Genomic DNA, 24,648 nt, shown 5'->3' with positions numbered 1-24,648 from the left:
AATTATTATAAGGAAACATTTAAACCTAAAGTATAATAACGTGGGGTTGGACCATTGTTTTCTGGATCCCAGAAATCCCAATCTTTAGACCATACGGCCGCGTTGTTTACGTTAGCATAAATTTTGGCATTTTTTACCTTGATCTTGCCCAATAAATCTTTTGGCAAGGTATAAGCTACCGCAACAGAGTTTAACCTGATAAACGAGTTGTCTCTGTAAACGTTAAAGCTGGTGCCACTTGTTCCCGAGTTTAACCTTGCATAATCGTTAAGCGGGTTGCTTGGTGTCCAGTAAGGAACTACATAAGAGTTCTGACGGGCAAAACCTACGCTACCTGGTTGATTTTTAGCGGTATTATATTGTTTGTACTGGCCCCAGTTAGATAGCAATTGGAATGACACATCAAAATTCTTGAAAATGTTAAACTCATTCCTCATGGCAAAAATGTAACGTGGCGTAGAGAAACCGAAAAACTGTTTATCATTATTGTCATAAACATAATTTCCGTCTACGTCCTGTAATTTGAAATCACCTGGCTTAATTGCCGCCTTGGTATATTTGGCAGCTTCAGCCATTTCGTTTTCTTGCCATACGCCCAAGATTTTGTAATCCCAAACTACATTGATATCCTTTCCGATAAACCAACCATTACCCAAATCATCAGCTGGGAAGGCCAATTTCACAATTTTGTTTCTTGAGAAAGACATTGTAAAACTGGTATTCCATTTAAAGTTTTCGGTATTCATGTTTCTGCTGTTCAAGCTGATATCCATACCTTTATTTTTGATCTCAGCCAAGTTCGAATACACAAAACCATAACCAGTTACATCCGGCACGGTTTGTCTTACCAATAGGTTACTGGTTGTTTTATCATAAAAATCAACCGAACCGCTCAACCTGTCTTTCAAAACAGAGAAATCCAAACCTACGTTGAAAGCTTTGGTTTCTTCCCATTTCAAATTAGAATTGGCCATACGTGAACTGTTGGCGGCTGTGTTGATAGAAGAAGCTACACCACTGCCATTTACCGCTATATATTTATCGGTGGTTAAAACAGCCAAAGCTGCATATGGATCTACCGTATTGTTATCTGGGTTACGCAAATCGCGGTTACCATTGATACCATAAGATACACGGAGTTTACCATAATTTAGCCAGCTAATGTTTTTCATGAAAGATTCTTCAGTGAAAGTCCAAGCTGCTGCTGCTGCTGGGAAAGTCGCTCTTTTGAAGTTCACACCAAATACCGAATAACCATCTCTCCTTAATGATAGCGTTAAGCTATAGCGACTCATTAAGCTATAGTTAATCCTTGCCATCAAGGCGTCGCCAGTATATACTTTATCTTCGCTACTCACGGTTGGCGTAGTACCTGCACCTATGTTATGGTAACCCAAAATATCGCTAGGGCTAAAACCTTGGTTACCTGCTTGTGTCCACCAAGTTTGATATTTCTCCGCATTAGCCAATAAGGTTACATCGATATTGTGGATTTTGGCAAAGGTTTTATTCCATTTCAACAAATTATCCACTTGCCAGTTGTAGCGGGTTTCTTGCGCACGAGTTGCCGAACCACCCGGAGTTAATACGTTTGGATTTTCTGTTGAAGCATGGTTAAACGTACGGTACATATCTATACCAGGGCTAAAGTTCAATTGATAAGTAATACCGAATGGAAGGTTTACTTTACCAAACAAACTTGCAAACAAGGTATTTTGTCTGTTCATACGTTCGTTGTAGGTCATATCCAAAAACGGGTTTCTTGCATTTAAACCGGTATCATCTGTAGGAATTCTACGCAATTTTCCAGCATTATCATACATGTCACCATAAGGAGAAAGATTGATCAATTGATTCCAATCGGCCTCAATTGCCCCCTCATCTCTATCAGCATACTGAATGTTGGCACCTACTGTTAAGAATTTGGCCACTTTGCTTTCTAAATTCAAGCGTGTTCTTACCGTACTGAACTCACCACCTTCAATTAAATTTTGGTTTTTTTGGTAACCTAAAGACATATAATAATTAACGTCTTCTTTATTGCCACTGATGCTAATGGTATGGTCTTGACGGAAACCTTTTCTAAAGATTTCATCATACCAGTCAACGGTTTTGCCAGCCAAATAGTTGGCTTTCTCATTACCAACCAAACCTAACCTGTTTAACCAAAGATCTACCGGATCTCCAGTTTGTCCGTTCAACCATTGGGTCATGGTTACACCAGCAGGCAAGTTTCTTGGATCATTGTACAAATAAGCAGGCGTTGTTGCACCACTTCTCATCGCATCGCCACGCCAATCTAAAAAGGCTTGGCCAGTATAAGGCCTCATGTTCTGCGCCAATTCTGCAAAGCCTACATTGGTGTTGAAATTAATAGTAGGTTTTCCACCCTTACCTTTTTTAGTAGTAATGGCTACTACACCTGTTGCCGCCTTGGCACCATAAACAGCCAGTGAACTTGCATCTTTCAACACATCGACAGTTTCGATATCGTTAGGGTTAATGTCTGACAGCTGACCGTTGTAAATGATACCATCCAATACAATTAAAGGAGAGCTACTTGCTGTTAGGGTAGATTTACCACGAACCAACAAATCGCCACCACCTTTTGCACTGGTGTTTAAGCTTACGCTCATACCTGCAATGTTGCCTTTTAAAATGTCGGCAACGCTTTGAGGGTTTTCATTTTCTAATTGAGTAGCTTTTACACTTGAAATGGCACCGGTTACATCTTTTCTGCTCGCTGTACCATAACCAATTACTACTACCTCAGAAAGGCCTTTGGCATCGTCTTCATCTAAAGAAACGCTAATGTTAGTTTTACCAGCCAACTCTACCTCTTTAGTTTTGTAGCCAATACTGGTAAATACAAGTACCGCATTTGGATTGTCTGTTTTAAGAGCGAACCTGCCTTCTGCATCGGTAACTACCGAAAGCTGCGTTCCCTTAACTTTTACACCAACACCCGGCATGGCTACACCACTGGCATCCTTTACTGTTCCCGTTACGTCTACAAAACGGGCATTAGTTTTAAGAGCCGAGAGCTTGCCTGATCCAATCGTGCCAGAACTGGCAGACGCATTCATTTGCAGAAATAAACACCAGAGCAGTGTTATTGAGATTTTCTGCAAAATTCTTTTTAATAGAATTTTACTCATACAGTTAAAATTTGGTTTTTAAAAAACATTGAAACAAATAAGTTACAAAAAGCGTAAAGAATAGGGATTGACTTTAGTTGTAAAAGAATAGGAATACAAGCTAGCGGCATGTTTCAAACGTTTGAAATTCTTAGCCGTTTTGCTCCTGCTCTCCTTACACTTAAAATGAAACTGTTTAGTCTTTTCTGCCAATTGTACCATAACTAATTACTTAAACTTCAAAGAAACCTCTTGAGCTTCACCTTCTTTTAAAATTGTAGCAAAACCGGCCTTTGTCCCTTTTACATTTAAATGGACATTGGTTTGAAGAGCCGAGAGTTTACTTGATCCAATCGTGCCAGAACTGGCAGACGCATTCATTTGCAGAAATAGACACCAGAGCAGTGTCATCGAGATTTTCCGCAAAATCCTTTTTAATAGAATTTTACTCATACAGTTAAAATTTGGTTTAGTTGATTAGTACCAAAACATTTGGTTGAGTAAATATAGAGCAATCATTGTAACAAATGCAAGGGCTAAATAGTCATAAATATCTGATATTTAGTAAGTTACAAAAATTTTGATACGCTTTAAGCGCAATAGAGCAAAAAGCTAAACAACTGATTAACTGAACAATAGACAGCACAAGCAAAACAAGAGCAATACGCTTTGTCCGCACTAAAAAAAAGTAAAAAAAATTAACTTAAAGTTATCAACAGCGAGCAGACTTGGTGTAAAAGTAACAATAAGCTAGGCTTGCTTGTCGAGCACGAGCTTGCTCCAGCCTGCTTTTCCAACACCTTTGAGGTCTTTTTTGCGTTCTTCCATCACCTTTTTAACTTTAGCGGCATAGGTCCAGCAGGTACTTTGCCTAATACCCAGCTTTTCTGAAAGCTTATGCGAAGAGATGGCACCTTTATGATTGTACATGAGGTACACCAGGTAAAAGGCTTTATTGATAGGAATACGATTGTTTTCGAATATAGTTTGATGCAATACCGATTCTTCATACGCACATTTGGTACAGCGCCTGTTAAAAGGCACCTTGCCATTGCAATAGCTGGTATTGTTGCATTTGATGCATTTATAGCCATGCTCCCATTTCATATCGGCCAGGAACTTATAGCAAGAATCTCGATCCGGATATTTTTGACTAAACTCGTCAAAATCTAGTTCTGTTGCATTTACGCGTGCATCCGTTACTTTTTCTATATTGGTTTTTAACGTAATGTTATCCTTTTCTAAAAGGATGTTCATCCTCGATATTTCTTCAGCCTGATGCTCTAGCAAAGTATTTTTAGACAACAATTCTTCGTTCTGATGCTCAATGGTAATATTTTTCTGCAAAAGCTCTTCTGATTGCTGTTGTACTTCCCTGGTACGTTCGGCCACCTTGATTTCCAGATCCCTGTTGATGCTATCTTTCAGATCGGCATTGACCTGCATCTGTTTGATGATCTGCTTACGGGCATTTTCCTTCTTCTTTTTCAATAGCCGCACCTGATCGCCAATGGCAAACGAAAGCAATACCATCTCCAGCAAGAAGCCAAAAGTTAAACTGTAGTAGCCTAGTGCGCCCGGAATGTGGCGCGCCCATCCCAAAATGTGTATTACCTTGATAATAAAACCTAAAAACAAGAAAAAATAGCCCAATACAAAGAAACGGGCAGGTCTGTATTGTTTTTTCCACCAAATGTAAATACCGGTATAAAAGCCAACCGAAAGCGGTATAAACTCTAAAAATTTGTACTTGAACCAATCGTTGTTATGGAAAAGGCAAACAAGAAAAAACACCAAACGGGCAATCAGCAACAGGTTGATGAGCTGGTTTAAACGTGGCGCCTTTACTTTTACGTGCAACAGCTCCTTGGTAAAGATAAGGCCAAAGGAACTGATGAAATATAAAGCTACACCATAGGCATATTCGTTCCATACCGGATGATTTGGCCATAAATACTGAAAGGCAATGCCATCAGTAGACATCTCATACAAGCCCACGCTCAAGATATACAAGATGTAAAACAGGTATTGTCGTCGTTTTACGGCTATGAACATCAACAAGTTATGGAAGCTGAAAATAACGATCATTCCATAGAAAAAGCCATACGTAAAATACTCCGTTAAGCCATATTGGATGAAACGTTCTACCGTTCTAAAAACAATAATTACGTTAACCTGATCTTTGGATTTTACCTTGAAATAATAATAGTACTCTCCTTTTTTGGTCGTATTAACCAAAAATTCGAAGTTTTTATGTTTGTATAGCCTATCTGTAAAGTGTAAATCGGCCCCTGCCTTGCTGTGCGTATAAGTTCCATCGTCGTTGGGCATGTAAGCCTCAATATGATCGGTAATCTGGTCAAAGAATTCGATTACCGTAGCACGGTTAAGGTCTTTGGTGAAATTTACCTTTACCCGATACCAATAGCTCGAGGAACGATTATAGTTTTTAGGGTAGTAATTGATGTTATTTTTAAACTGGCTCCGAAAAGCAGGACTACTAATTTCGTTAAACGTAAGTTTATTGCTGGCGTCTTCCAAACATACTACCTCATCTGATTTAAAAATGTGCTCGGGTACGGTATCGTTAATTACAATTGTTCTTTGTGCATACAATTGCTCAAAACAACATATGAACACAAATAAAATGGAGAGTCGAAATAATCTTTTTAACATGCCAGCTAATTCACTGTTTGCGCTAACTAAAATCTTTATTAATTACTAAAAGTTTGCAGTTTGATTTCTATTTTAGGAGCTTAAATATATTAACAAATAATTAATATTCAGCAGTCGTTTAGTCAAATCAATCCTTTCTTTTTAAATAAGCCGTTCCCCATGAAAAAATTCCCTATTTACCTGTTGCTCCTGTTAAGCCAAATTGCAATGGCCAAAACCTACAAAGTAAGTTCTGAACAGGAATTTAAAAGTACTTTGCCCAAATTACTGCCTGGAGACGAATTAATCATTGCCAATGGTGCTTATAGCAATTGGGCAGTAGATATAACAACACAAGGTACAGCGCAAAAGCCCATCCTCATTAAAGCCGAGACCAATGGCAAAGTTGCTTTTTCTGGAGACGTAAAACAAACCCTATTTAAGTTGAGCGGCGCCTACACCATTTTGAGTGGATTAAGCTTTAAAAACTGCCAGCTGCTAAAAGGCGAAGGAAACAATGGTGTTCTCATCGAACTTAAAAGCACCGATAACTGTGCAGTTACTGCCTGTTCTTTCGAAAACAACCTCGTAAAGGCACAATTTACGCCGTTGGTAATCATCTCAGGCAATGGCAACGCCAATGGTGTTAACAATTGCAACTTTATTTCTAATATCGACAACCAAGATGTACAGGTAAAAATTACAAATGAGAGCTGTCCGCTTTTCTCTAAAATTGAAAACAATGTATTTAGGGATAAAGCAAAAGTGAGCTGGAAAAACGGCAATGGTGGCGAATGTGTGCAAATTGGACAAGATCCTGTATTGCTAGGCAACAAGGAGGCCAAATCGATTGTCAGCAACAACCGTTTTATCCACTGTAACGGGGAGAATGAAGTCATCAGCAATAAAAGCAGCGGCAATAGCTACCTAAAGAACTATTTTGAAGACAACGATGGCGAGCTGGTGATGCGTGGCGGTCACGATTGTATCATTGCCGACAATGTTTTTAATGGTGGCACGGGAGGCATCAGGATTAACGGTACGGGCCATATCATTAGCAACAACAAAATCAAAGGCATTAAAACGGCCATTAGATTGATGTATGGCATGGCCAAAGGAAAAAATGAAGTCGGCTTTTACATTGCGGCCAGCAATTGTACCTTAAAAGGCAACCAGATTAGCGATGCAACTGTGGGTATTTTAATCGGCGACAGCAAAAATGCAGATTGGACAGGAAAATTTGACACCAAGAGGTATCCTTCGCCAGTAATGCAAAACATTGCTCCTTTTGACAATAAGATTTCAGACAATAGCTTTGTACGCACGAAAACTGAAGTGCTAGAGAATAAATAGTCTGTAGTCAATAGTCGATAGTCAATAGTCGATAGTCAATAGTCAATAGTCAATAGTCAATAGTTGATGGTTGATAATCAATAGTCAAAATTCGTTGTTGCGAAGAACGAAGCAAATCTTTTTAAAAAAAAGATGCCGGATCAAGATCCGGCATGATGTATTGGTTAATAAGCTAATGACTAATGAGCCAATAAGCTGCCGTTTAGGCTATAAAGTGATACAAGAACAACACATCGCCAGTAAAAGCTGGTTTAGCCTGGTCTTTGATTTCTAAGGTGATTTCAATGCTTACCTTGGTAATTCCCCTCAGGTTGGCGATCGATTTCAATTTTGCCCTTAAACGCACTTCGCTATCTACTATTACTGCCTGACCAAATTTTAGGCTTTCGATGCCATAGTTGATCTCCATTTTAAGGTTATGGATTTCTGCAATCTGTTTCCATAAGAAAGGAACCAAGGAAAGGGTTAAATAACCATGAGCGATGGTGGCTTTAAAAGGGCTTTCTGTAGCCGCTTTTTCAGCATCGGTATGGATCCATTGGTGGTCTAATGTAGCATCTGCAAATTTGTTGATCTGCTCCTGATTAATGGTATGCCAACCCGAAACTCCCAATTCTTGCCCCAGATAGGCTTCAAATTCGTTGTAATTACTAATTTTTATCATAAGACAGCTTATTTAAGCAGGCCTTTTAAATCGGCCGGAGAATAATTGATAGATTTTAAGGTTTTGTGGTCGCCATCGCGATAAACCAAGAATTTAGAATCGATTTCTTTGTAATAAGCATCTACATTGTTGTTGTTTTTGTAGTGCGCTATGGTTTGGTTGGCTTCTTCTACTGTTTTGCAGGCCTTGCTCATGTTAGAGCGGTGCACTTCATCAAAAAGTGTTTTAAACTGCGTGCCTAAGCCAAACTCCAGTACGGCACCGGCCAAAACGTATTGCAAATCGCAAAGTGCATCTGCAACTTCAACCATATTGCCATCATTAACTGCATCTTGAAGCTCTTTTAATTCTTCTGCGATGAGGTCTATCCTTAACTGGCATCTTTCTTTGGCAGGAATCGTAGCCTGCTCCAGAATGGGATGCTTAAAGGTTTTATGAAATTCGGCAACTTGGCTTAATGCATTTAAATCTTCCATACTATTTTTGATTTGAGCAGCTAAAGTTGCATTATTTATAGTGCTACGCAAATTTTCTTATCAACAAACCTGGCCTGTTGTTGATACTTCCTGCTATTTTTTTGGGGCTGGAGCATCGCTAACACACCTAAAGCCCAAATTGTTAGAGCCACTGTTGATTTCGCCCTTGCCACGGCTTCCCGCTCGGTAACGAATGCAATACTGATCGCTGCACAAGAAAGATCCACCCCGCTGCACTCTTTTCACCATACCGGGCTCATCGGGATCATAGCTGTCTGTCGGACCTTTTGGGTTATCGGCAGGGCTCTGCGCATAGTAATCTGGTCTGTAAAAATCGCTGCACCATTCCCATACATTGCCATCCATATCATATAGGCCAAAAGCATTTGCCGGAAAGGATTTTACCGGAGCAATGTCTTTGAATCCATCTTCTAAGCTATTTTTTTGAGGAAATTCGCCTTGAAAAATATTGGCAACCCATTTGCCACCCGGCTTTAGCTCATTGCCCCAATAGTATTTTTGTCCAGCTTGCCCGGCTCTGGCTGCATACTCCCACTCGGCTTCTGTAGGCAAACGTTTACCGGCCCATTTGGCGTAGGCTTCGGCATCGGTATAACTAATATGAACTACGGGTTCGTTAGCATTGGTATGGCTTTCGGGACCAAAGGGATGTTGCCAGCTGGCTCCTTTGACATAGCTCCACCAAGCCAAGGGCTGATCCAAGGGCACTGCATGGTCTGGTGGCGTAAATACGGCCGAACCCGGCACCAAAGCTTCGGGCGCCACCCCAGGAAAATCTTTGGGATCTAGCTTTCTTTCTGCAACAGTTTGGTAACCTGTTGTTTTTACGAAACGTTCAAATTCGGCATTGGTTACCTCATGCTCATCCATCCAAAAGCCATTTACTTTTACCTGATGGATGGGCTGGGCATCTGCAAAACTGGGATCATCAGTACCCATGGCAAATTCGCCACCTTTGATCCAAACCATTTGATTGAGCGGTTGGCTCTCCTTGGCATTTTCAGTTGGCTTCTTGTTCGTTGTACAGCTGATCAAAAGAGAAAGACAGATGAAGCTGTATAGATTTGATTTTGTTTTCATGGAAGCTCTAATATACGTACTCTCTTCCTATTCGATGTTTTATCGCATCAAATTTACGTACCCTACTTTTACTTGTACAATAAATCCAGACTTTGAAGCAAAGCAGAATAAAAACAAGATTAGATCGATTGCTAAGAATAAAGATAATTCTTAAATCGCTTTGCCAAGAGTCCGGTTGCCTGAACTGGATCTATATCAGCCACGAGTACTCCCTCTTTGCCATAAGCAGCATGTGCTAAACAGGTGCCGTCAGGGCCAATAAGCGAACTAGCCGCTTCTGGATATTTAGAAGCATAATTTACGCTGGCGAAATAAATTGTGTTTTCCATAGCCCTCATCGTCATTGCTTTTTCATAATAAGGATTGTTTTTGCTTCCCCATTCTGTAAGGACCACACCCTGGTCATTACTGCCTACAAAATGTGGATGAAACACAATTGCGGCACCTTGTTGGGCTGCCCATCTTACGGATTCGGGATACCTAAATCCTTCATGGCATATCGTAATTCCAAACTTTATTCCTTCCAATTCAAATAGCTTTCTTTCTGTACCCGGAATCCAAATATGGTCTTCGCTTGGATCTAACTGATTCTTTGTTTGATACCCTAATACCTTGCCGTCTTTAGCCACAACATAAGCCAAATTCAATAGTCCTAAAGGCGTATGCCAATCCATGGGTACTATAATCGCTATTGAGTTTTCGGATGCAATCGTACAAACTTTATCCAATGCCAGCTGCAAATTTTCGGATGTTCGCTCTTCGGCTGTATAGCCCATACCTGGATATCCTGGAAGATATGATTCTGGAAAACAAATAATGTCGGCCTGTAATTCAGCCGCTTCTCTGGTTAAACTTTCGAGCCAAAAAAGCCCCATCTGCAACGATGTAGGAATAGGTGGAGAAGCCAGCGCAACTTTCATATCTATATAAATTAAGATTGTGTTCCTAAAGATAGGAAATTTAGCTATCTGCATCGAGGAGCCAGTCTTTGATGCACTGCAAAAACAGCGTTTGCTGATCGGCAAAAAGATAGTGCGAAGCATTGTCTAGAAACCTGAAATTGTTTACGCCTAGAATCCCTTTTAAATCGCTGATTTGTTGGGCAGAAAAAATACCATCCTGCTTTCCATAAATGGCATAGATCTTCATTTTGCTTCTCTTTAGCTGCTTCAAAATCGGACTCACATCGATGTTCTTTTTTGGTTCGTTTTGATAGAAAAGCTGAGGTGCGTTGTCATTTCTTACGTCGTTTTTTGAAAAGCCGGCTTCATAGGCTCGATAAATTTGTTGAGCCTCGGCTGAAGGATGCGGAACTTTAAAAAACCCTAGCAAGGAGGCCAAATCAAAGCATCCTTTCCTGTACTCGGCTGTTTGACGGTTCAATTGTTCAACTGCCTTCAATTTGGCCAGTTGTTCGGGATTTGGGTTTTTCTTCGCTTCGCTTAAAATATGGTCGTATGTTTTTTGCTGGGCAACCAAGGCACTGGCGAGCACCAACGATTGCACCATTGCAGGATATTTTTCCGCAAACTGCGTGGCAACCAATCCTCCAAAGCTAAAGCCCAATATGTTAGCCTTTTTCAAGTTATATTTTTTGTAGATGCCTTTTAAATCATCAAAAGCTTCTTGATAAGTAATTTTGGCATTGGCATCCACTGATCTGCCTTCTCCTCTTCTATCGTACACAATTACATAAAATCCTTTATCGGCTAATTGTTGGGCTGTGGTGCCTTCAAACTGAACCGAATTGCCCCGTGGTCCCCCATGGATAAATATGATGGCTTGATTGGCCTTGTTGCCATAGGCCTTAACATAAAGTTGCTGGGTATAAGCTTGGAGGCTAGCCAATAAGAAAATGGCCAGCAAAAGGAGTTGGTTTGGCTTAAACATTTGTGTGTGGGATTACGACTGTAAATTTAAAACAAAAGCCTCCAAAATTATGGAGGCTTTGTATTTTTATAGGCAATAAAATTTTAATACGAATGCGGGACATACTCGTTGGTTACACTCCCATCTTCATACAGTTTCAAGATGGCATAACCGGGAGGCGTTTCTAAATAATAACCCTTTCCAGCTGATTCGGCATCGCCTTTGCCCCACCAAAAGCCACTCATGGCGCCATTGCAACAATACAGCACTTCATTATAACTGGTATGGTCAGACAAATGGTTGTGTCCGCTTAAGCAAATGCGCACTTTATCCTTGTGCTTATAAAAGAGATCCTTTAGTTTTTTGCAATCCGAGTGGCCGCCACCAACCAATACTTGCGTGGTTCCCAAAATCGGATAATGGCACATCAATACTACCGGTGTGTTGGCTGGCAAGCTTTCCAATTCGTTCTGCAACCATTTGAACTGTTCTTCATCCAAAGAAATCTTGCTGTTATTACCATCTAATATAATAAAATGCCAGTTTTTCTTTTTAAAACTGTAATAGCGATTCGGGATTTTCAATCGTTTTACGGCATAATTTTTTCCGTACATTTCATCTGTTTGCGAAGGTGCCTTCCACCACATATCGTGGTTGCCCAAGCAACTGAATATTTCATACTTGGCTATGGTTTGGATGCATTTATCCCACAAAGCCCATTGCTCGGTTACCTGTTCTCTTACTACGTTATCGTAAGAGGCATCGTTAATAGAATCGCCGCCATTTAAAAAGAAATCGGGCTGATGTTCCTTAACAATATGTGCCAAGCACTTGGTAAACCTTTCGGGGGCGTCATCACCAGACCTGATGTGTACATCGGTAATGTGGGCAACTGTGAGCACTACTTTCTTGTCTTTGGTTTTGTCTGTAGCGCCGAATACCTCTAATCCGCCTGTTAATGTAGCGCCTGTAGCCAGACCTGCGGCTTTGAGTAATGATCTTCTTGATATTTTCATTGGTTTTTTATTTAGGGATTTCGTTTTTTACCAACCGAAAATTTGTTTAAGACTTGGATTAAGCACTACGTCTTGGTTAGGAATCGGGCGGTAATAGTATTTGGGCTCTACGAAATTACGCGTGGTCGATTCGGTAACAATGGCACCGCCGTTAACTCCATTTTTAAGGAACACGGTTGCATCTGTACCAATGGCTCCCGTGCGGTAATAAATTAATTTCACGCCTAAAGAGTTAACTTCCTTTTGGGCTTCTCCCGGAATGGTAAGCGACCTGTCGATCAGGATAATATCTTCCACCCCATCTCCCGTTAAGTCATATTTGCCCAATCCCGGAAAATACATCCCCTCAGGGCTCTTGGTTAGCAACTGACCTGATTTCCACCTCATCAAATCATCAAAACGCGTGTTTTCGAAGGCAAATTCTACCCTGCGCTCGCGCCTGATTTCTAAAATAACGCCTTTGTTTGCCGTAATGTTAGGGTATTGCGGACTCATCACAGGATCTGGCGAAGCATTCGCTTGCGCCAGGTTCAAATTGGGCAATCCGGCCCTTTTTCTCAGCAGGTTAAGCGATTTATCTAATTGGGCCTGGGTCAAGGTTCCCAATTCGGCCAGTGCCTCTGCATAGCTTAGCAAAATTTCGGCATAACGGTATACCGGAAAATCGACACTGTTTAGGGTGGTATTATCGGTGCTGTTGACGTAGCCTTTTAATTGGTGATAGCCGGTAAAGTTCTTGTTTAAACGTTGGATATAAGGCAATGGGTTGCCAGCATTGATCCAGCCTGGATAAGCCAAAGTTTGCGCCAAGCGCGGATCCCTGTTTTCAAACTCCTTTACAAAACCAAATTTATCGTAATTGGGCACATCGGTAAACCTGCTGCCGTCTTTCATTAAATAGCTTTGTACCAAATCTCTTGCGGCAGCCTGTTCATAATCGCCAAAAACCGTGCTGTTTACGTTCTGACCTTTGTTTTTGCTCAAATCGAACACATTCGTCAATATCACTTCTGGATTGGTGGTTAAATCTTGGCTGGAGAAAAGCGCATCATAATCCGATGTTGGTTTTCCAGTATTATAGATAGAAAACTTGCCTGAAGCAATTACCTCATCGGCAATTTTAGCCGCTGTTTGCAAAAATGTGCCCGCCGTTGCTTGTAGGTTAAGCTCGTCATGGTATTTGCGATAAGTGCCTTCATACAATGCCGTACGCACATACAAGGTTGCTACGGCCCATTTTCCTGGTGTGCCCACGGGAACTTTTTCCCTTACGTTTTTATAGGCATAGTCTAAATCGGCCATTACGCTGTCCATTACCAACGCTCTGGGATCACGGGCCTTGTACAGGTCTTTATCATCTGGATTTAGCGTTTTCGAATACCAAGGCACATCAGAAAAGCGCTTCACCTTGGCTAGATAAAACTCTGCACGGTAATAGCGGGCCAAGCCTACATAATGTCTTTTGATTTCTGCAGACACTCCTGCCTTGTTATAGTTCTCTAGAAAGTAATTGATGTTACGAAGCCTTGTCCAGCTCCAGCCACCGGTTATATTTTGCGAATTGGCATTGCCCAACATTACGTTTTTCACTTCTACCGAAGCTGTTGTAGCTACGTTATCACTGCTTTGGTCATTCAAATAGCTATTTCTATCTGGCATCGACAAAAGGCCATTCACATAAAGAGACAAATCTTCTTCAGTATTAAAGAAAAGGTTTGGCGAGATCGCATCTTGCGGAAACCTGTCTAAATCGCCCTTTTTACAAGCAGCCATAAAAATGGCAAATGCTGCGAAAAGGATGTATATCGTATTTTTTTTCATGACTAAATTTTTAAAATGATCAGGTGATTAGAAATCTAAGTTTAAGCCAAAAGCATATTTTCTTTGGTACGGATAGGCCCAAGCGCTGGTGCTTTGGTTAATCGACTCTGGATCAACGTATTTTTTGATAGACGAGAACTCGTAAACATTGTCCATCGAAGCAAAAACCCTTAAACGGCTTGCCCTTAAACGCGTACTTAACTTAACAGGCAAGGTATAACCCAGGGTAATGTTCTTGATGCGTAAATAGGCCCCATTTAACAAATATTTGGTCTGTGGGATATCCAATCCAGCTCCATAATTGGCATCGGCCATCCACGATTGCAATACTGGGTAATAAGAATTCGGATTGGCATCGGCCAGACCAGCTGCAAGGTAGGCGGCTGAATGTTTGCCTCTTTGCTCAGGAGAATCGGCTGTTGGTCTATAAAAATCGAGATTCCATGGATATACGTTGGCATAAGGCTGCTGATAAGGACCCCAGAATAAATAGTGGTGCGGATAAAAATCTCTTTTCAATACGCCTTGCAAAAACACCGACAAGTCAAAGCCGTTCCAATCCATGTTCAAGTTGGCGCCTACACTGTAACGATCGGAACTGTTGCCGATAATTTTAAGGTCTTTCGAATCTTTTTCGCTTAAGCCACGTTCTATCTTGCCATTGCCGTCTAAATCTTTATATTTTGGCCAGCCTGGTACTACAGATAAAGCTCCCCATGGCACAATGGCACTTTGATCAAGGGCTTTGATTTCGGCTTCATTCTGAAAAAGGCCATCGTTTTCCAATCCCCATATTTCGCCAATGTCTTGGCCTATGCGATAAGAAGAGAACAGTCCTTGGTCATTTTTAAATTTGGTGATCTTAGAACGCGAATCAGCTACAAATACCTTTGCAGAGAAATTGAAAGGCTTACTGGCCAAATCAAACTTGTCTCTATAGGTAACCGAAAGCTCCCAGCCTTTTGTCCTCAAATCTGCTGCATTTTGCCTAGGAACAGTAGTTCCCAGTACCGCGGGCAGTTCTTGTCCGTTGGTAAGCATCCCTTTGGTATCTCGGATATAATAATCAAAAGTGAGCAAGAACTTGTTATTGAACAAACCGATGTCTGTACCCATGTTTAAGGTAGAAACACGCTCCCAAGTGTAGCTATTTGGATCGATGCTCAAATTAGGAGAACCTGTAATGACCTGGCGCTGGGTTCCGTCTATGAGATAAGAAGAGCTACCCGTTGGCAAAGTTTGGATATAAGAAAAATTACCTACGTTTTGATTACCCAAATCGCCATAAGACGTACGCAACTTAAAAGTAGAAAGTACGGGTTCCAATGGCTTGAAAAAATCTTCGTTACTAGCTATCCAGGCAAAAGATCCTGAAGGGAAAAAGCCCCAACGACTTTGGGTAGGAAAGCGCGAAGAACCATCATAACGCCCGGTTCCTTCAATAATATACCTGTCCATTAGGGTGTAATTGATCCTGCTGAACACACTTTGGGTAGCATAGGCGCTATAAGCTGCACCTATCTTTGCCTCGCCAGAAGTTAAGCCCAAATAAGGCAAAGAAGAAGAAAGCAAAAGATCTCGCTGTGCACTTACGGTAGAATAGTTATAATTTTCGCTGTTATAACCTATCATGGCACTAAATGAATGTATTCCCAGGGTTTTTCTATAGGTTGCATATAAGTTGTAGGCATTGTTATACAAATAGCCGTTGCTCTCACTTACATAACCAGTTCCGCCTTCTTCCCTGATATCGTTTGGACCAAAGCCTATTTTGTATTTTTTTGAATCGTTATGGTATTTCCACAATTCCCTTTTAAAGGAAGCATCGCCATTTACAACTAAATCGCCTTTAAGGAAAGTACCAACGGCACTGGTAATATTCTGAAAGCCAAACATGTTCTGGAGGTTGTTTCCACCATCTACCAATCTGGCCGCTAGTCTGCCTGCATCTGTATTGGCCCAAGTTCCATCGGGATTTACAGCCACATCGGTAGGCCTCAGGTAATACAAATCGGTAATATTGGTATTGGGCAAGGCACGTTTGGTTTCGTAAATGCTCAAGTTATTATCTAGCTTCAGCCAACTCAAAGGCGTAAAGCCTAACCTGGCTCTCATGGTATAACGGTCCCAGAAATCTGGAGCCAATTTGTTCAAGCCGTTGTCTCTTCCATAATCTGCCGACAGGTAATAGGTTAATGGCTTGTCGTTCAGGTTTGCACCGCCCGAAAAAGACAAGGTATGGTTTTGGGAGATGCTCGAATTGTTAAAGAAATAGCCGTACCAATCATTGCTGCCCATATAGGCCCACTTGGTTGGATCGGCCGGATCGAGTCTGGTATCAGGCAATGAAGGATTATCAGAGCGTTCCCTTGCCCATTTATAGTATTCGTCAGAATAGTTTACATAATCCCAAGGTGTATTGTCTGTTGAGGTTTCCAATACCCTCGAAAAGATATAAGGATCGGTTACCGGCTTTGGCAATACCGTAGGCTTTCCCCAGGAGACAAAAGCGTTATAGCTGATGCTCTGTTTGCCCGTAGCGCCCTGCTTGGTGGTAACGAGGATTACTCCAAACGCTGCTCTGGCACCATAAATTGCCGCAGAAGCCGCATCACGAAGTACGGTAAACGACGAAATGTCTGATGGATTTAAGCGCAACAGGTCATCATAGCTTGTAGCTGGAATACCATCGATAACCACCAAGGGCGAGCCTCCGTTAATCGAAGTATAACCCCTAATGTTGATGTTTGGAACAGCACCTGGCGAACCGCCACCGTACTGGATGTTAAGGCCCGGACTTAGGCCCTGCAAACCTTGCAACACGTTTACTGCCGGTCTTGATTCGAGGTCTTTGCCCGAAATCTGATCAATGGCGCCAGCAATGTTGATTTTTTTCTTGGTACCAAAACCAACCACCACCACTTCATCAAGCTTGCCGTGATCGGGTTCTAGGCTTACATCAAGCTGCGTTTTTCCATTTAAACTGATTTCGAGCTGTTTGTAGCCTACATACGAAAAAATCAGCGTGGCATTGGCTGGCACATCATTGAGCTGGTACCTGCCATCTCCATCGGTAGCTGTGCGCTGGTTGCTGCCCTTTACGCTGATGTTGGCCGTCGGGATGGGCCCCTTTTCTTCAGCGTCGAGCACTCGTCCCTTCAAGACGATACGCTGTGCGAAGCCATTTAATGCAAAGAGCATTAGGCAAATCAAAAGTAATTTGTTCTTCATGGTTATTTAGTTTGTTAAGTTTTTAAGATCTCTTAGCTAAGGCGAATTAAGACGGGGCAAATTTCTCTTCCGGATGTTACTTTGAAGTTAAATCTAAATAAATAAATTGAACATTCATTCAATTTATATTTAATTAAATATTAACATTCAACACACAGGTTTTCATATCTTTACCCCAGATAAATAACCAGAAAAAATTGTTTAAAAATCAAGATTTAGCCTTTTTAATCGGGATTTCAGAAGGAATTTCTGACCAAAAAATTGTCAAAAAAATGATGCTTTTGGCCTGCAAAAAAATTGATACATTTAACAAATGTGAAATTCGCAACACCAGATTTTAAACTAAATTGCGCTAACAACTAAAACAACATGGGAAGAAAAAGCCTAAAGGAAACCAGGCAGCTAGAAATTATAAAAATGTTTTATAAGGTTGCCAAAAAGGAAGGCTATGAAAATACATCGATTGCCAAAATAGCAAAGGTAATGGACATCAATCCAAGCTTGATCATCCATTATTTCGAAACCAAGGAAGACCTTACTTATGCACTTATTGATTACATTTTAGACCGTTACCTCTTAATCTACCCTATTAAAAGCAAGGGCAGTATCACTAAAACAGATTTGCAGCAAACCGTTGAATCGCTTTTCTCCAAGAAATGGAACCTACTATTCGATGATGGCTTGTTTTATACGTTTTATGCCTTGGCATTTAGGGAAAAGAAGATCAAAGCCAAATACAAAACCATTTTGGATTCGCTTCGCCAAGCTTTGGCCAATATGATAGAGCAATGCAATGCACAACAAGAAACGCAGGTAGCAGATCCAAAAAGTGTGGCTGATTATATTTTTGTATTGGTAGACGGCGCCTATTTTTACCTTTCGATGGAACAGGACAAAAATGCCTATACTGCACGGCTGAATGCTTATAAAGACCAGGCTTTGGCCATTTTGGGAATTACAGCTTAGCTTTTTTTTCGGCATGCTGGTTTTTGATCCAACGCCTCAAGGCATACAAACCAATAAACATCCATAACAGATTGGCCACTGCATTGGGCAAGTCGCTGGTATCTAAAGCAGTAGCTACCAAACACAAAGATCCTACTACGTTGAATAACTGAAAAGTAACCGATTCTGCCTTTATTTTCCCTAAGGTTAATAGCAGATAGCCTGTAGTGCACAGCACCACTCCTAGCCAGCCAATACTTGTGAATAAAATTTCGTGCATATGCAACAAACCTGTTTGGCCAAAAATAAGATAAATCTGGAAATAGGCCTCAACAATTGGCCACAATGGGAAAATAATTAACGATGCTTTCTGCTCAGCCAAACATCGAAAGCTATCAAAAACATCAAAAAGCTGCTACGATTCCAGTAATTGTACAAGTGTTTCATTGCCCATCTCAAGGGCGAGATCTATAGCTCTTAAGCCACTATTGTTGCAGGGTTCTACACTTGCGCCCTGGAGCAAAAGCAATTTAACCAACTCTACATGTTCTGCCTTAACGGCCAAAACTAAGGCGGTTTCTCCGGCCTCATTCTGTAAATCAAGTGTCGCTCCCTGTTCTATCAGCCATTCTACAAAAGCCAAATGCCCTTTAGCCGTTGCCAGCATCAATGCTGTATTGCCCTTTTCATTTTTAACGTCTAGGTTCGCATTGCCTTTCGTCAACTCATCTAACAGCTGTAGGTTGCCCACGCTGGCGGCATGCAAAAGTAGTTCTCTTTCTAATTCCATAACTCCATGATAGTGAATAAATAACAAGAAAGGCAGACAAGAGTTTCATATTTAGAAAAATTGTCCAAAAACAAACAAAGCCTCCAAAATATTGGAGGCTTTGCACGTTATTTATAAAAGCTAAAACTTGATTGTATTCAGCTTCTTGTCTACTAGGATTCCTTCTGTCGCTTTCAGTTCAAATTTCACTTTTCGCTTGGCTTTGAGCTTCAGCACAAACAAATCTGCGCTTCCATCTAAGCTTTCTTTATTGCCTATGTTTACAAAAGTTGGATACAGAACCTTTTCGCCATTGGTGTGCAAGCGATCGTTGGTTAGGTTATCCATTTGCTTCACGTTTAATGCTTGTACGCCCACAAATTCGTAATCTTGCGAATTGTACGGCAAGGCAAAGCTCAAGGCATTAACCGATTTAAGATCTTCCCCTTTTACCTTAACTTCAACAATTTCGTCTTTGTTATAGCTTGGTTTAGCGGTGCTAATGCTGAGTTTTCCAGCTACTTTCTCTTGTTTGCTGTCGGTTACGCCACCTTCCAGTTGCGTAGCTACTACGGCAATGTCATAGGCATCAATCAGGTTGTTTTTATTGATATCGCCATTGCTGATGTAACCTTCAAAATCGGCATCTCCCTTTTTCAAACCCGTGTAGTTGATGTAAGAAGTCAAATCATTCTTGTCTATCAAATGGTCGTTGTTGATATCTCCCGGGAGGTAACTTTCAGTACCAGGAACCTTGAACACGTACAATTCGCGACCAGAACCAAAGCCACCCACCGCATCGGCAACTGCAATTTTAATGTAGCGCGCCGTTGGGTGATTGCCAAAGCTGAAAATCTTCACATCACCGGTATTCGTCCATTCGAAAGCCCCTGCTTCTGTCCAGTTTTCTTTGTTATTACTGTAATACACTTTTCCTTTGAGCAAGATCCCGTTACCTCTTCCTGTACGTGGCAAATAATGGAACTTATCAAGCTGATTAATCGATTTCAAGTCGATGATCATGTCAAAAGGAACAGCTTTTGTGCTCCACTTGGTGTGCCACATGTTGCCTTCGTCAAAGTCAAAAAGATTTCCCACGTTTTCGCCACCTTGATTTTCGGCTGTTGTTTCGGCTACGATACCTTGAATGGCAAATTCGAGTGGATTAGTTTTGGTTTTTGCCTTAATTTCCGTCCAATCAGAGTAACCGTCTTTGTTTACTGCACGCAACTTAAACGAATAAGGCGTTTCTGCCAATAAACCATCAAATACCAAGGCAGTATCCCTAATGGTGGTATAGTGCATGTCATTAAAGTCGATTTCATAAAAATCAGCGTTGCTGACCTTGTTCCATGTTGGTTTAAGGCTATAGGCTTCTGTATTTTTATCGGTAATGCGGGCATTAGTTGGGGCTGCCAACTTTCCTACCGATATGCGTTGCTTATCTGCCGGTTCAAATTTAAATCCTTCTATCGTTAACGCAACCGCATTCAGGCTTACGTCGGTACTCGCCAATTTTACCAATACCTGCGGATTTTTGATGATGGCTACCTTTTCAAAATCGCTGCCTTTGGTGGCAAATTTATTCAAATTTGGAGTTGCATCGTAGAAATACACATTCTCTTGTTTCAAGAAGTCTTCCATCGAGCCAGCTTCGGTTAATTTAACTTTAGAATTGCCGATTTTTGCGTTCAGTCTTTTTGGCTTCTGGCTGACGTTGATGGTAAAAGCAGTGGTTTTCTGCTTTACAAAACCCTCAAAATCTCCTTTTGCTGGATTAACTACAACGGTTACCTTGCCATTCTGATCCGATTCGCTTTCGATTAAGGTAGATGCACCTTGGTTTAGCTTGTAGGCTTCTGTTTTGCCATCATCGTCATATTCGGTAAACGAAGTTTTGCCAAAAGGATAAAGCTCATAACTGCGGCTGGCTTTATTAATTTCCGTTACATTGTTATTTGGATTGGTCATTGGAATGATCGCGCCATTCTTTACAAAAACCGGGAGCTTCCACAATGGAGACGCGAAACTGTTTAAAATGCTGTTACCAGTATATTTTTCTCCGGTAAAGTAATCGAACCAAATTCCTTCCGGCAGGTAAATTCCGTTGCGTACATCGTTGCCCTTGTCATCAGATTGGGTTGCCTGATAAACTGGTGCTACCAAGAAACTTGGTCCATACATGTACTGATATTGGGTAGCTATGCCTTGGGTATAGGCATTTGGATAGCTCAAAAACATGGCCCTCATGATAGGCAAACCAGTTAGCGCCTCTTTTGCAATGCTGTAAGTGTAAGGAATCAGCTCTGATTTGAGTTTTAAATAAGTACGATTGATAGAAGCAACCGGTTCGCCCAAGGCATGCGGATATTTCTCATTTGCGCCCCAGCCGTCCATATTCAATTGCATTGGGGTAAAGGTTTTCCATTGGAAATCCCTGGTATTGATGGTGGTATTTTTGCCACCAAAAATGCCGTCCATATCCGAAGTGATATTCGGCTGGCCAGATAAGCCCGAACCTAAATAAGTAGGAATATGGAATCGGATGTACTCCCAAACGCCACCGGTCTGGTCGCCTGACCAAATGCCTGCATAACGTTGCGTACCGGCCCAACCATCCAATGAAATGATAAAAGGTCGGTCGTTATGGCCATAATAAGGCATAATCTGGCCTACATCGGCTACACCATTTAAACCGAAAGAGTAACCGGCCCCTACCCAAGCCACATCGGTTTTGAGTACACGCACACCTGCATCTCTTACTTCTTTAATGATATCACGTTGCAACAAGGCACTTACCGATGCTTTAGGATGGAGATCAGATTGCGTCCACAAACCGATTTCTACTCCGTTTTTACGCGCGTAATCGCCTAGGCTTTTCAGGTTTTGGATATTGCCATCCAAAGTTTCGGTTTGTCCATAACCTGCACCATAACCATCGTTAGGCAAAATCCAGCCAAAAGGCATATCGTTCTTTTTATAACGGTCTATTACCGCGCGAGCAGAAAACTGGTAGTTGTTTTTTTCGCCATTCAGCGATTCTTTGATGCCTCCATTGTCTTTTTGGCTCTCTTTGTAGCGTTTGCCGTCTTCGAATAAAATCCCTTTTTCATCTTCTTTCCAAAAATCGCGGTTGTAGGCATTTAAATGTCCCTGATAAAAACCGAACTTTGGCAAAAGCACCGGATTTCCAGTTAACTGATAAAAATCGTTCAGCAAAGCTACTGCACCATCGCTTACCATAAAAAAAGCATCCAAGTAATCGGTTTCATGCATTAATTTAACCAATCCTTTTTCCTTGGCACCGAAATTATATCGCCCTTTGGCAAAAGTATGCCACATTACAGCATAACCATTGGTAGACCAGTAATAGGGAGTTGGCGATGCCACGCCACCATCGGTCCAGCTGTTTTGGTTTTCTATGGCAATTGATTTTCCTTTATGTGAAAAACGGCCATTCTGCACGCCGCCACCATAAAAATATTCTTGCGGATTTTCTTTTAGGCTGATGGCAACTTCGTTCTTGTTAAATTGGATGGGTGCCGTTTCTTCTAACACCACTGCTTTGCTGGCTTGATTAATTACCTTAAACAAGGTCGTATTTTTATCAATGATTACTGTAATTTGGGCCGTGGCGATGGTAATTTGATTGTTTTCGTCTTTAACCGTAAGCTGGGCGACTGGCCTTCTCGGATTGTCGACCAAAATCTTGGCTTCGGGCTTGGCCTCTGGATCTCTGATAAACCCACCGGCATTATCCTGAAAAAGCCTAAAAATGTGTTCTCCGTAAAAATCGAAGGTGAGACGTTGATTGCTGGTGAGCAAAAGTTCTACAGTGGTAGGGTTGATCTGCTTTGCGCTTACAATTTTCTCGGTTGGAGCGCTGGCTTTAGCTGCAGCAGCTTGCTGGGCCTTGGCCTGATTGGGCGAAGCAGTAATTAATAGGGGAAACACAAATGCAAGCATAGCTGCATTTTGGGATAGGTTTAGCCCAAAGATTTTCTTCATGGTCAATACAATTTATCGTAGATAGGTTTCAATGTTGAACTGGCTAATCTAGCCAATAAAGCAAGAAATTTAGCTCCTACTTTGTAAAGAACGTGATATTAGGACTGAAGAATCATGGAAAGCAAAACGCAAACGTTTGTTTAAAAAACTTGTCCTACATTGCTCTATCACAGGCTTTGGATACAGGTTTTTATACGTTGGCAAAAACCATTGGATTAAAGTCAAAAAACAGTCAATCCAAGCATATAAATCGACACACAAACGTTTGCTCGCGATTTCAAACCAAAAACATAAGCAATAAACCCAAATCTTTTGTCTTGATGTTATTGTCCAGCTGCCTGAAGCGCAAACAATTTAGCATAGTTAACGGTCAAGGAACTAAATTTTATTGGTGTGGTGCCTTCAATTTCAGTTCCATTTAAATCTATAAGTCGCACGTAATCATCAGGGCTTATTACAGTAATGCAGGTTTTGCCAAATACCTTTTTATCCTTAATTATGGAATTCGAAGCATAGGCAAATATCCATGGGTATTCGTATTGGGTAAATACCTGATTGTTATTTTCATCTATAATAACCAAATAAGGCGCGGCAGTTTCGCTCGCTGGCAAGGCAAGGCATAAGAGCTTCTTGTCTAGATATTTGGGATATCTTGTCGAAGATTTACCAATTGTAGCGGGCGATTGCCCTGCGATATGAAAGAAATCCCCATAACAATTGCCCTTGGTGTCAATGAGTACATTGCCCACCTTGTAATCACTGGTATAGAAGCTGGATAATGGACTAAAAACTTTATCCAATATTTTATAGGTAATGCCTAAGCCCCTTCTTTCAGGTTCAAACCAGGTATTTTCTCCGTGTGGCCCAATTGTAGTTTCAAAATCGACCAAGCGTTCTCCATTGTGATTAAACAGCTGGAATAGCTTATGCGGATGGTCTTCTATTTCATCTTTTACTTCTGCTGTAAATACGGAAAACAAATATTCCATTCCATAAATTTTATGAACCATGAAGGGTTCTTCTTTATACTTTACCCGCAACACTTCTTTACATTCGTTGCTTTCTGTATCATAAATGCATATTTTAACTGAGGAAAAGGGAACGTTTTTATCAATAGCCACCTGGAGCAACAGCTTTACAGGACTTAATGGAATGGCGTTGAGTATCAATTCGTGGTCTAACAAATGAAACAACTGCTCATTTTTGTAGCTGCAGATCTTACAAATAGCTGCCCCACCCGAATGTTTAATTGTTATCCAGTAATTTAGTTTACGATAAAACTCTAAATCTTGTTTGCTATTGTTGCTCGAGTAAAAATTGGTCCACCAAGCTTCTCTGTCATTGCTTTGAGGCAATTCATAAACAACAGTTCCATTTTTATCGATCACATATTCTTTTTCCCTGCCTTGAAATGCATAATACAATCCTAAATGTTCAAGATCAAAAAAATAAAAACCAGGGTATTTTGCTGCTACTGTTTGATTGGGCGACATATTCAATATACTTTTAAGCTGCTTCTTGAGCGGACATGAAGTTATTCAATACAAATTAAAAAAAGGATAACGGTTGAAAATAAGTTGAGCTCCGATGAGCGTGACAAAAC

17 protein-coding genes are annotated in these 24,648 nt (G+C 41.1%); 2 read left to right on the top strand and 15 right to left on the bottom strand.

The window, feature by feature from the left end; genetic code table 11:
* Positions 1 to 5 precede the first annotated feature (5 nt).
* The 3 genes from AC570H_RS05125 to AC570H_RS05115 form a co-directional block, all read right to left on the bottom strand.
* Positions 6 to 3,086 (bottom strand): SusC/RagA family TonB-linked outer membrane protein, encoded by a 3,081-nt coding sequence (locus AC570H_RS05125; RefSeq protein ID WP_497352377.1) that lies wholly within the window; start codon positions 3,084 to 3,086, stop codon positions 6 to 8.
* A 279-nt stretch (positions 3,087 to 3,365) separates the two neighbouring features.
* Positions 3,366 to 3,590, bottom strand: coding sequence for a hypothetical protein (locus AC570H_RS05120; protein WP_497352375.1), 225 nt, complete (start codon positions 3,588 to 3,590; stop codon positions 3,366 to 3,368).
* A 297-nt stretch (positions 3,591 to 3,887) separates the two neighbouring features.
* Positions 3,888 to 5,813 carry a 7TM diverse intracellular signaling domain-containing protein gene (locus AC570H_RS05115; RefSeq protein ID WP_497352373.1) on the bottom strand — a complete coding sequence of 642 codons (1,926 nt, stop codon included), beginning with the start codon at positions 5,811 to 5,813 and terminating at the stop codon, positions 3,888 to 3,890.
* 159 nt (positions 5,814 to 5,972) lie between these two features.
* Here AC570H_RS05115 and AC570H_RS05110 point away from each other — a divergent pair, with 159 nt between their 5' ends.
* Positions 5,973 to 7,145, top strand: coding sequence for a chondroitinase-B domain-containing protein (locus tag AC570H_RS05110; protein WP_497352371.1), 1,173 nt, complete (start codon positions 5,973 to 5,975; stop codon positions 7,143 to 7,145).
* Between the two features lie 202 nt (positions 7,146 to 7,347).
* Here AC570H_RS05110 and AC570H_RS05105 read toward each other — a convergent pair whose 3' ends face one another.
* From AC570H_RS05105 to AC570H_RS05070, 8 genes are all read right to left on the bottom strand, one after another.
* The gene (locus AC570H_RS05105; protein WP_497352369.1) at positions 7,348 to 7,809 is read right to left on the bottom strand and encodes a MaoC family dehydratase; all 462 of its coding nucleotides are present in this window, start codon (positions 7,807 to 7,809) and stop codon (positions 7,348 to 7,350) included.
* Positions 7,810 to 7,817: 8 nt separating this feature from the next.
* A complete protein-coding gene (locus AC570H_RS05100) occupies positions 7,818 to 8,285 on the bottom strand; it encodes a pyrophosphohydrolase domain-containing protein (RefSeq protein WP_497352367.1) in 468 nt (155 codons plus the stop codon).
* 93 nt (positions 8,286 to 8,378) lie between these two features.
* Positions 8,379 to 9,386, bottom strand: coding sequence for a formylglycine-generating enzyme family protein (locus AC570H_RS05095; RefSeq protein WP_497352365.1), 1,008 nt, complete (start codon positions 9,384 to 9,386; stop codon positions 8,379 to 8,381).
* Between the two features lie 131 nt (positions 9,387 to 9,517).
* Positions 9,518 to 10,360, bottom strand: coding sequence for a carbon-nitrogen hydrolase family protein (locus tag AC570H_RS05090; RefSeq protein ID WP_497352363.1), 843 nt, complete (start codon positions 10,358 to 10,360; stop codon positions 9,518 to 9,520).
* Positions 10,347 to 11,276: an alpha/beta fold hydrolase gene (locus AC570H_RS05085; RefSeq protein ID WP_497352361.1), complete on the bottom strand. Its 930-nt coding sequence runs from the start codon at positions 11,274 to 11,276 to the stop codon at positions 10,347 to 10,349. The genes AC570H_RS05090 and AC570H_RS05085 overlap by 14 nt, the downstream gene beginning before the upstream one ends.
* A gap of 83 nt (positions 11,277 to 11,359) precedes the next feature.
* Positions 11,360 to 12,271 carry a metallophosphoesterase gene (locus AC570H_RS05080; RefSeq protein ID WP_497352359.1) on the bottom strand — a complete coding sequence of 304 codons (912 nt, stop codon included), beginning with the start codon at positions 12,269 to 12,271 and terminating at the stop codon, positions 11,360 to 11,362.
* 27 nt (positions 12,272 to 12,298) lie between these two features.
* A complete protein-coding gene (locus AC570H_RS05075) occupies positions 12,299 to 14,092 on the bottom strand; it encodes a RagB/SusD family nutrient uptake outer membrane protein (RefSeq protein WP_497352357.1) in 1,794 nt (597 codons plus the stop codon).
* Positions 14,093 to 14,119: 27 nt separating this feature from the next.
* Positions 14,120 to 17,323 (bottom strand): SusC/RagA family TonB-linked outer membrane protein, encoded by a 3,204-nt coding sequence (locus AC570H_RS05070; protein ID WP_497352355.1) that lies wholly within the window; start codon positions 17,321 to 17,323, stop codon positions 14,120 to 14,122.
* 369 nt (positions 17,324 to 17,692) lie between these two features.
* On the opposite strand from AC570H_RS05070, the gene AC570H_RS05065 reads away from it, so the two are divergent.
* Positions 17,693 to 18,289 carry a TetR family transcriptional regulator gene (locus tag AC570H_RS05065; protein ID WP_497352353.1) on the top strand — a complete coding sequence of 199 codons (597 nt, stop codon included), beginning with the start codon at positions 17,693 to 17,695 and terminating at the stop codon, positions 18,287 to 18,289.
* Here AC570H_RS05065 and AC570H_RS05060 read toward each other — a convergent pair.
* The 4 genes from AC570H_RS05060 to AC570H_RS05045 all read right to left on the bottom strand — a co-directional run bounded on the left by AC570H_RS05060 (position 18,279) and on the right by AC570H_RS05045 (position 24,538).
* Entirely contained in the window at positions 18,279 to 18,548 is a 270-nt protein-coding gene (locus AC570H_RS05060; protein WP_497352351.1) for a CBU_0592 family membrane protein, read from the bottom strand. The genes AC570H_RS05065 and AC570H_RS05060 overlap by 11 nt on opposite strands.
* A 135-nt stretch (positions 18,549 to 18,683) precedes the next feature.
* The gene (locus tag AC570H_RS05055; protein ID WP_497352349.1) at positions 18,684 to 19,058 is read right to left on the bottom strand and encodes an ankyrin repeat domain-containing protein; all 375 of its coding nucleotides are present in this window, start codon (positions 19,056 to 19,058) and stop codon (positions 18,684 to 18,686) included.
* A 120-nt stretch (positions 19,059 to 19,178) separates the two neighbouring features.
* A complete protein-coding gene (locus tag AC570H_RS05050) occupies positions 19,179 to 23,045 on the bottom strand; it encodes a TIM-barrel domain-containing protein (RefSeq protein WP_497352347.1) in 3,867 nt (1,288 codons plus the stop codon).
* A gap of 323 nt (positions 23,046 to 23,368) precedes the next feature.
* Entirely contained in the window at positions 23,369 to 24,538 is a 1,170-nt protein-coding gene (locus AC570H_RS05045; protein ID WP_497352346.1) for a hypothetical protein, read from the bottom strand.
* Between the last annotated feature and the right edge of the window lie 110 nt (positions 24,539 to 24,648).

Source organism: Pedobacter sp. B4419 (assembly GCF_059693725.1).
This window is presented reverse-complemented; position numbering and strand designations above follow the sequence as displayed.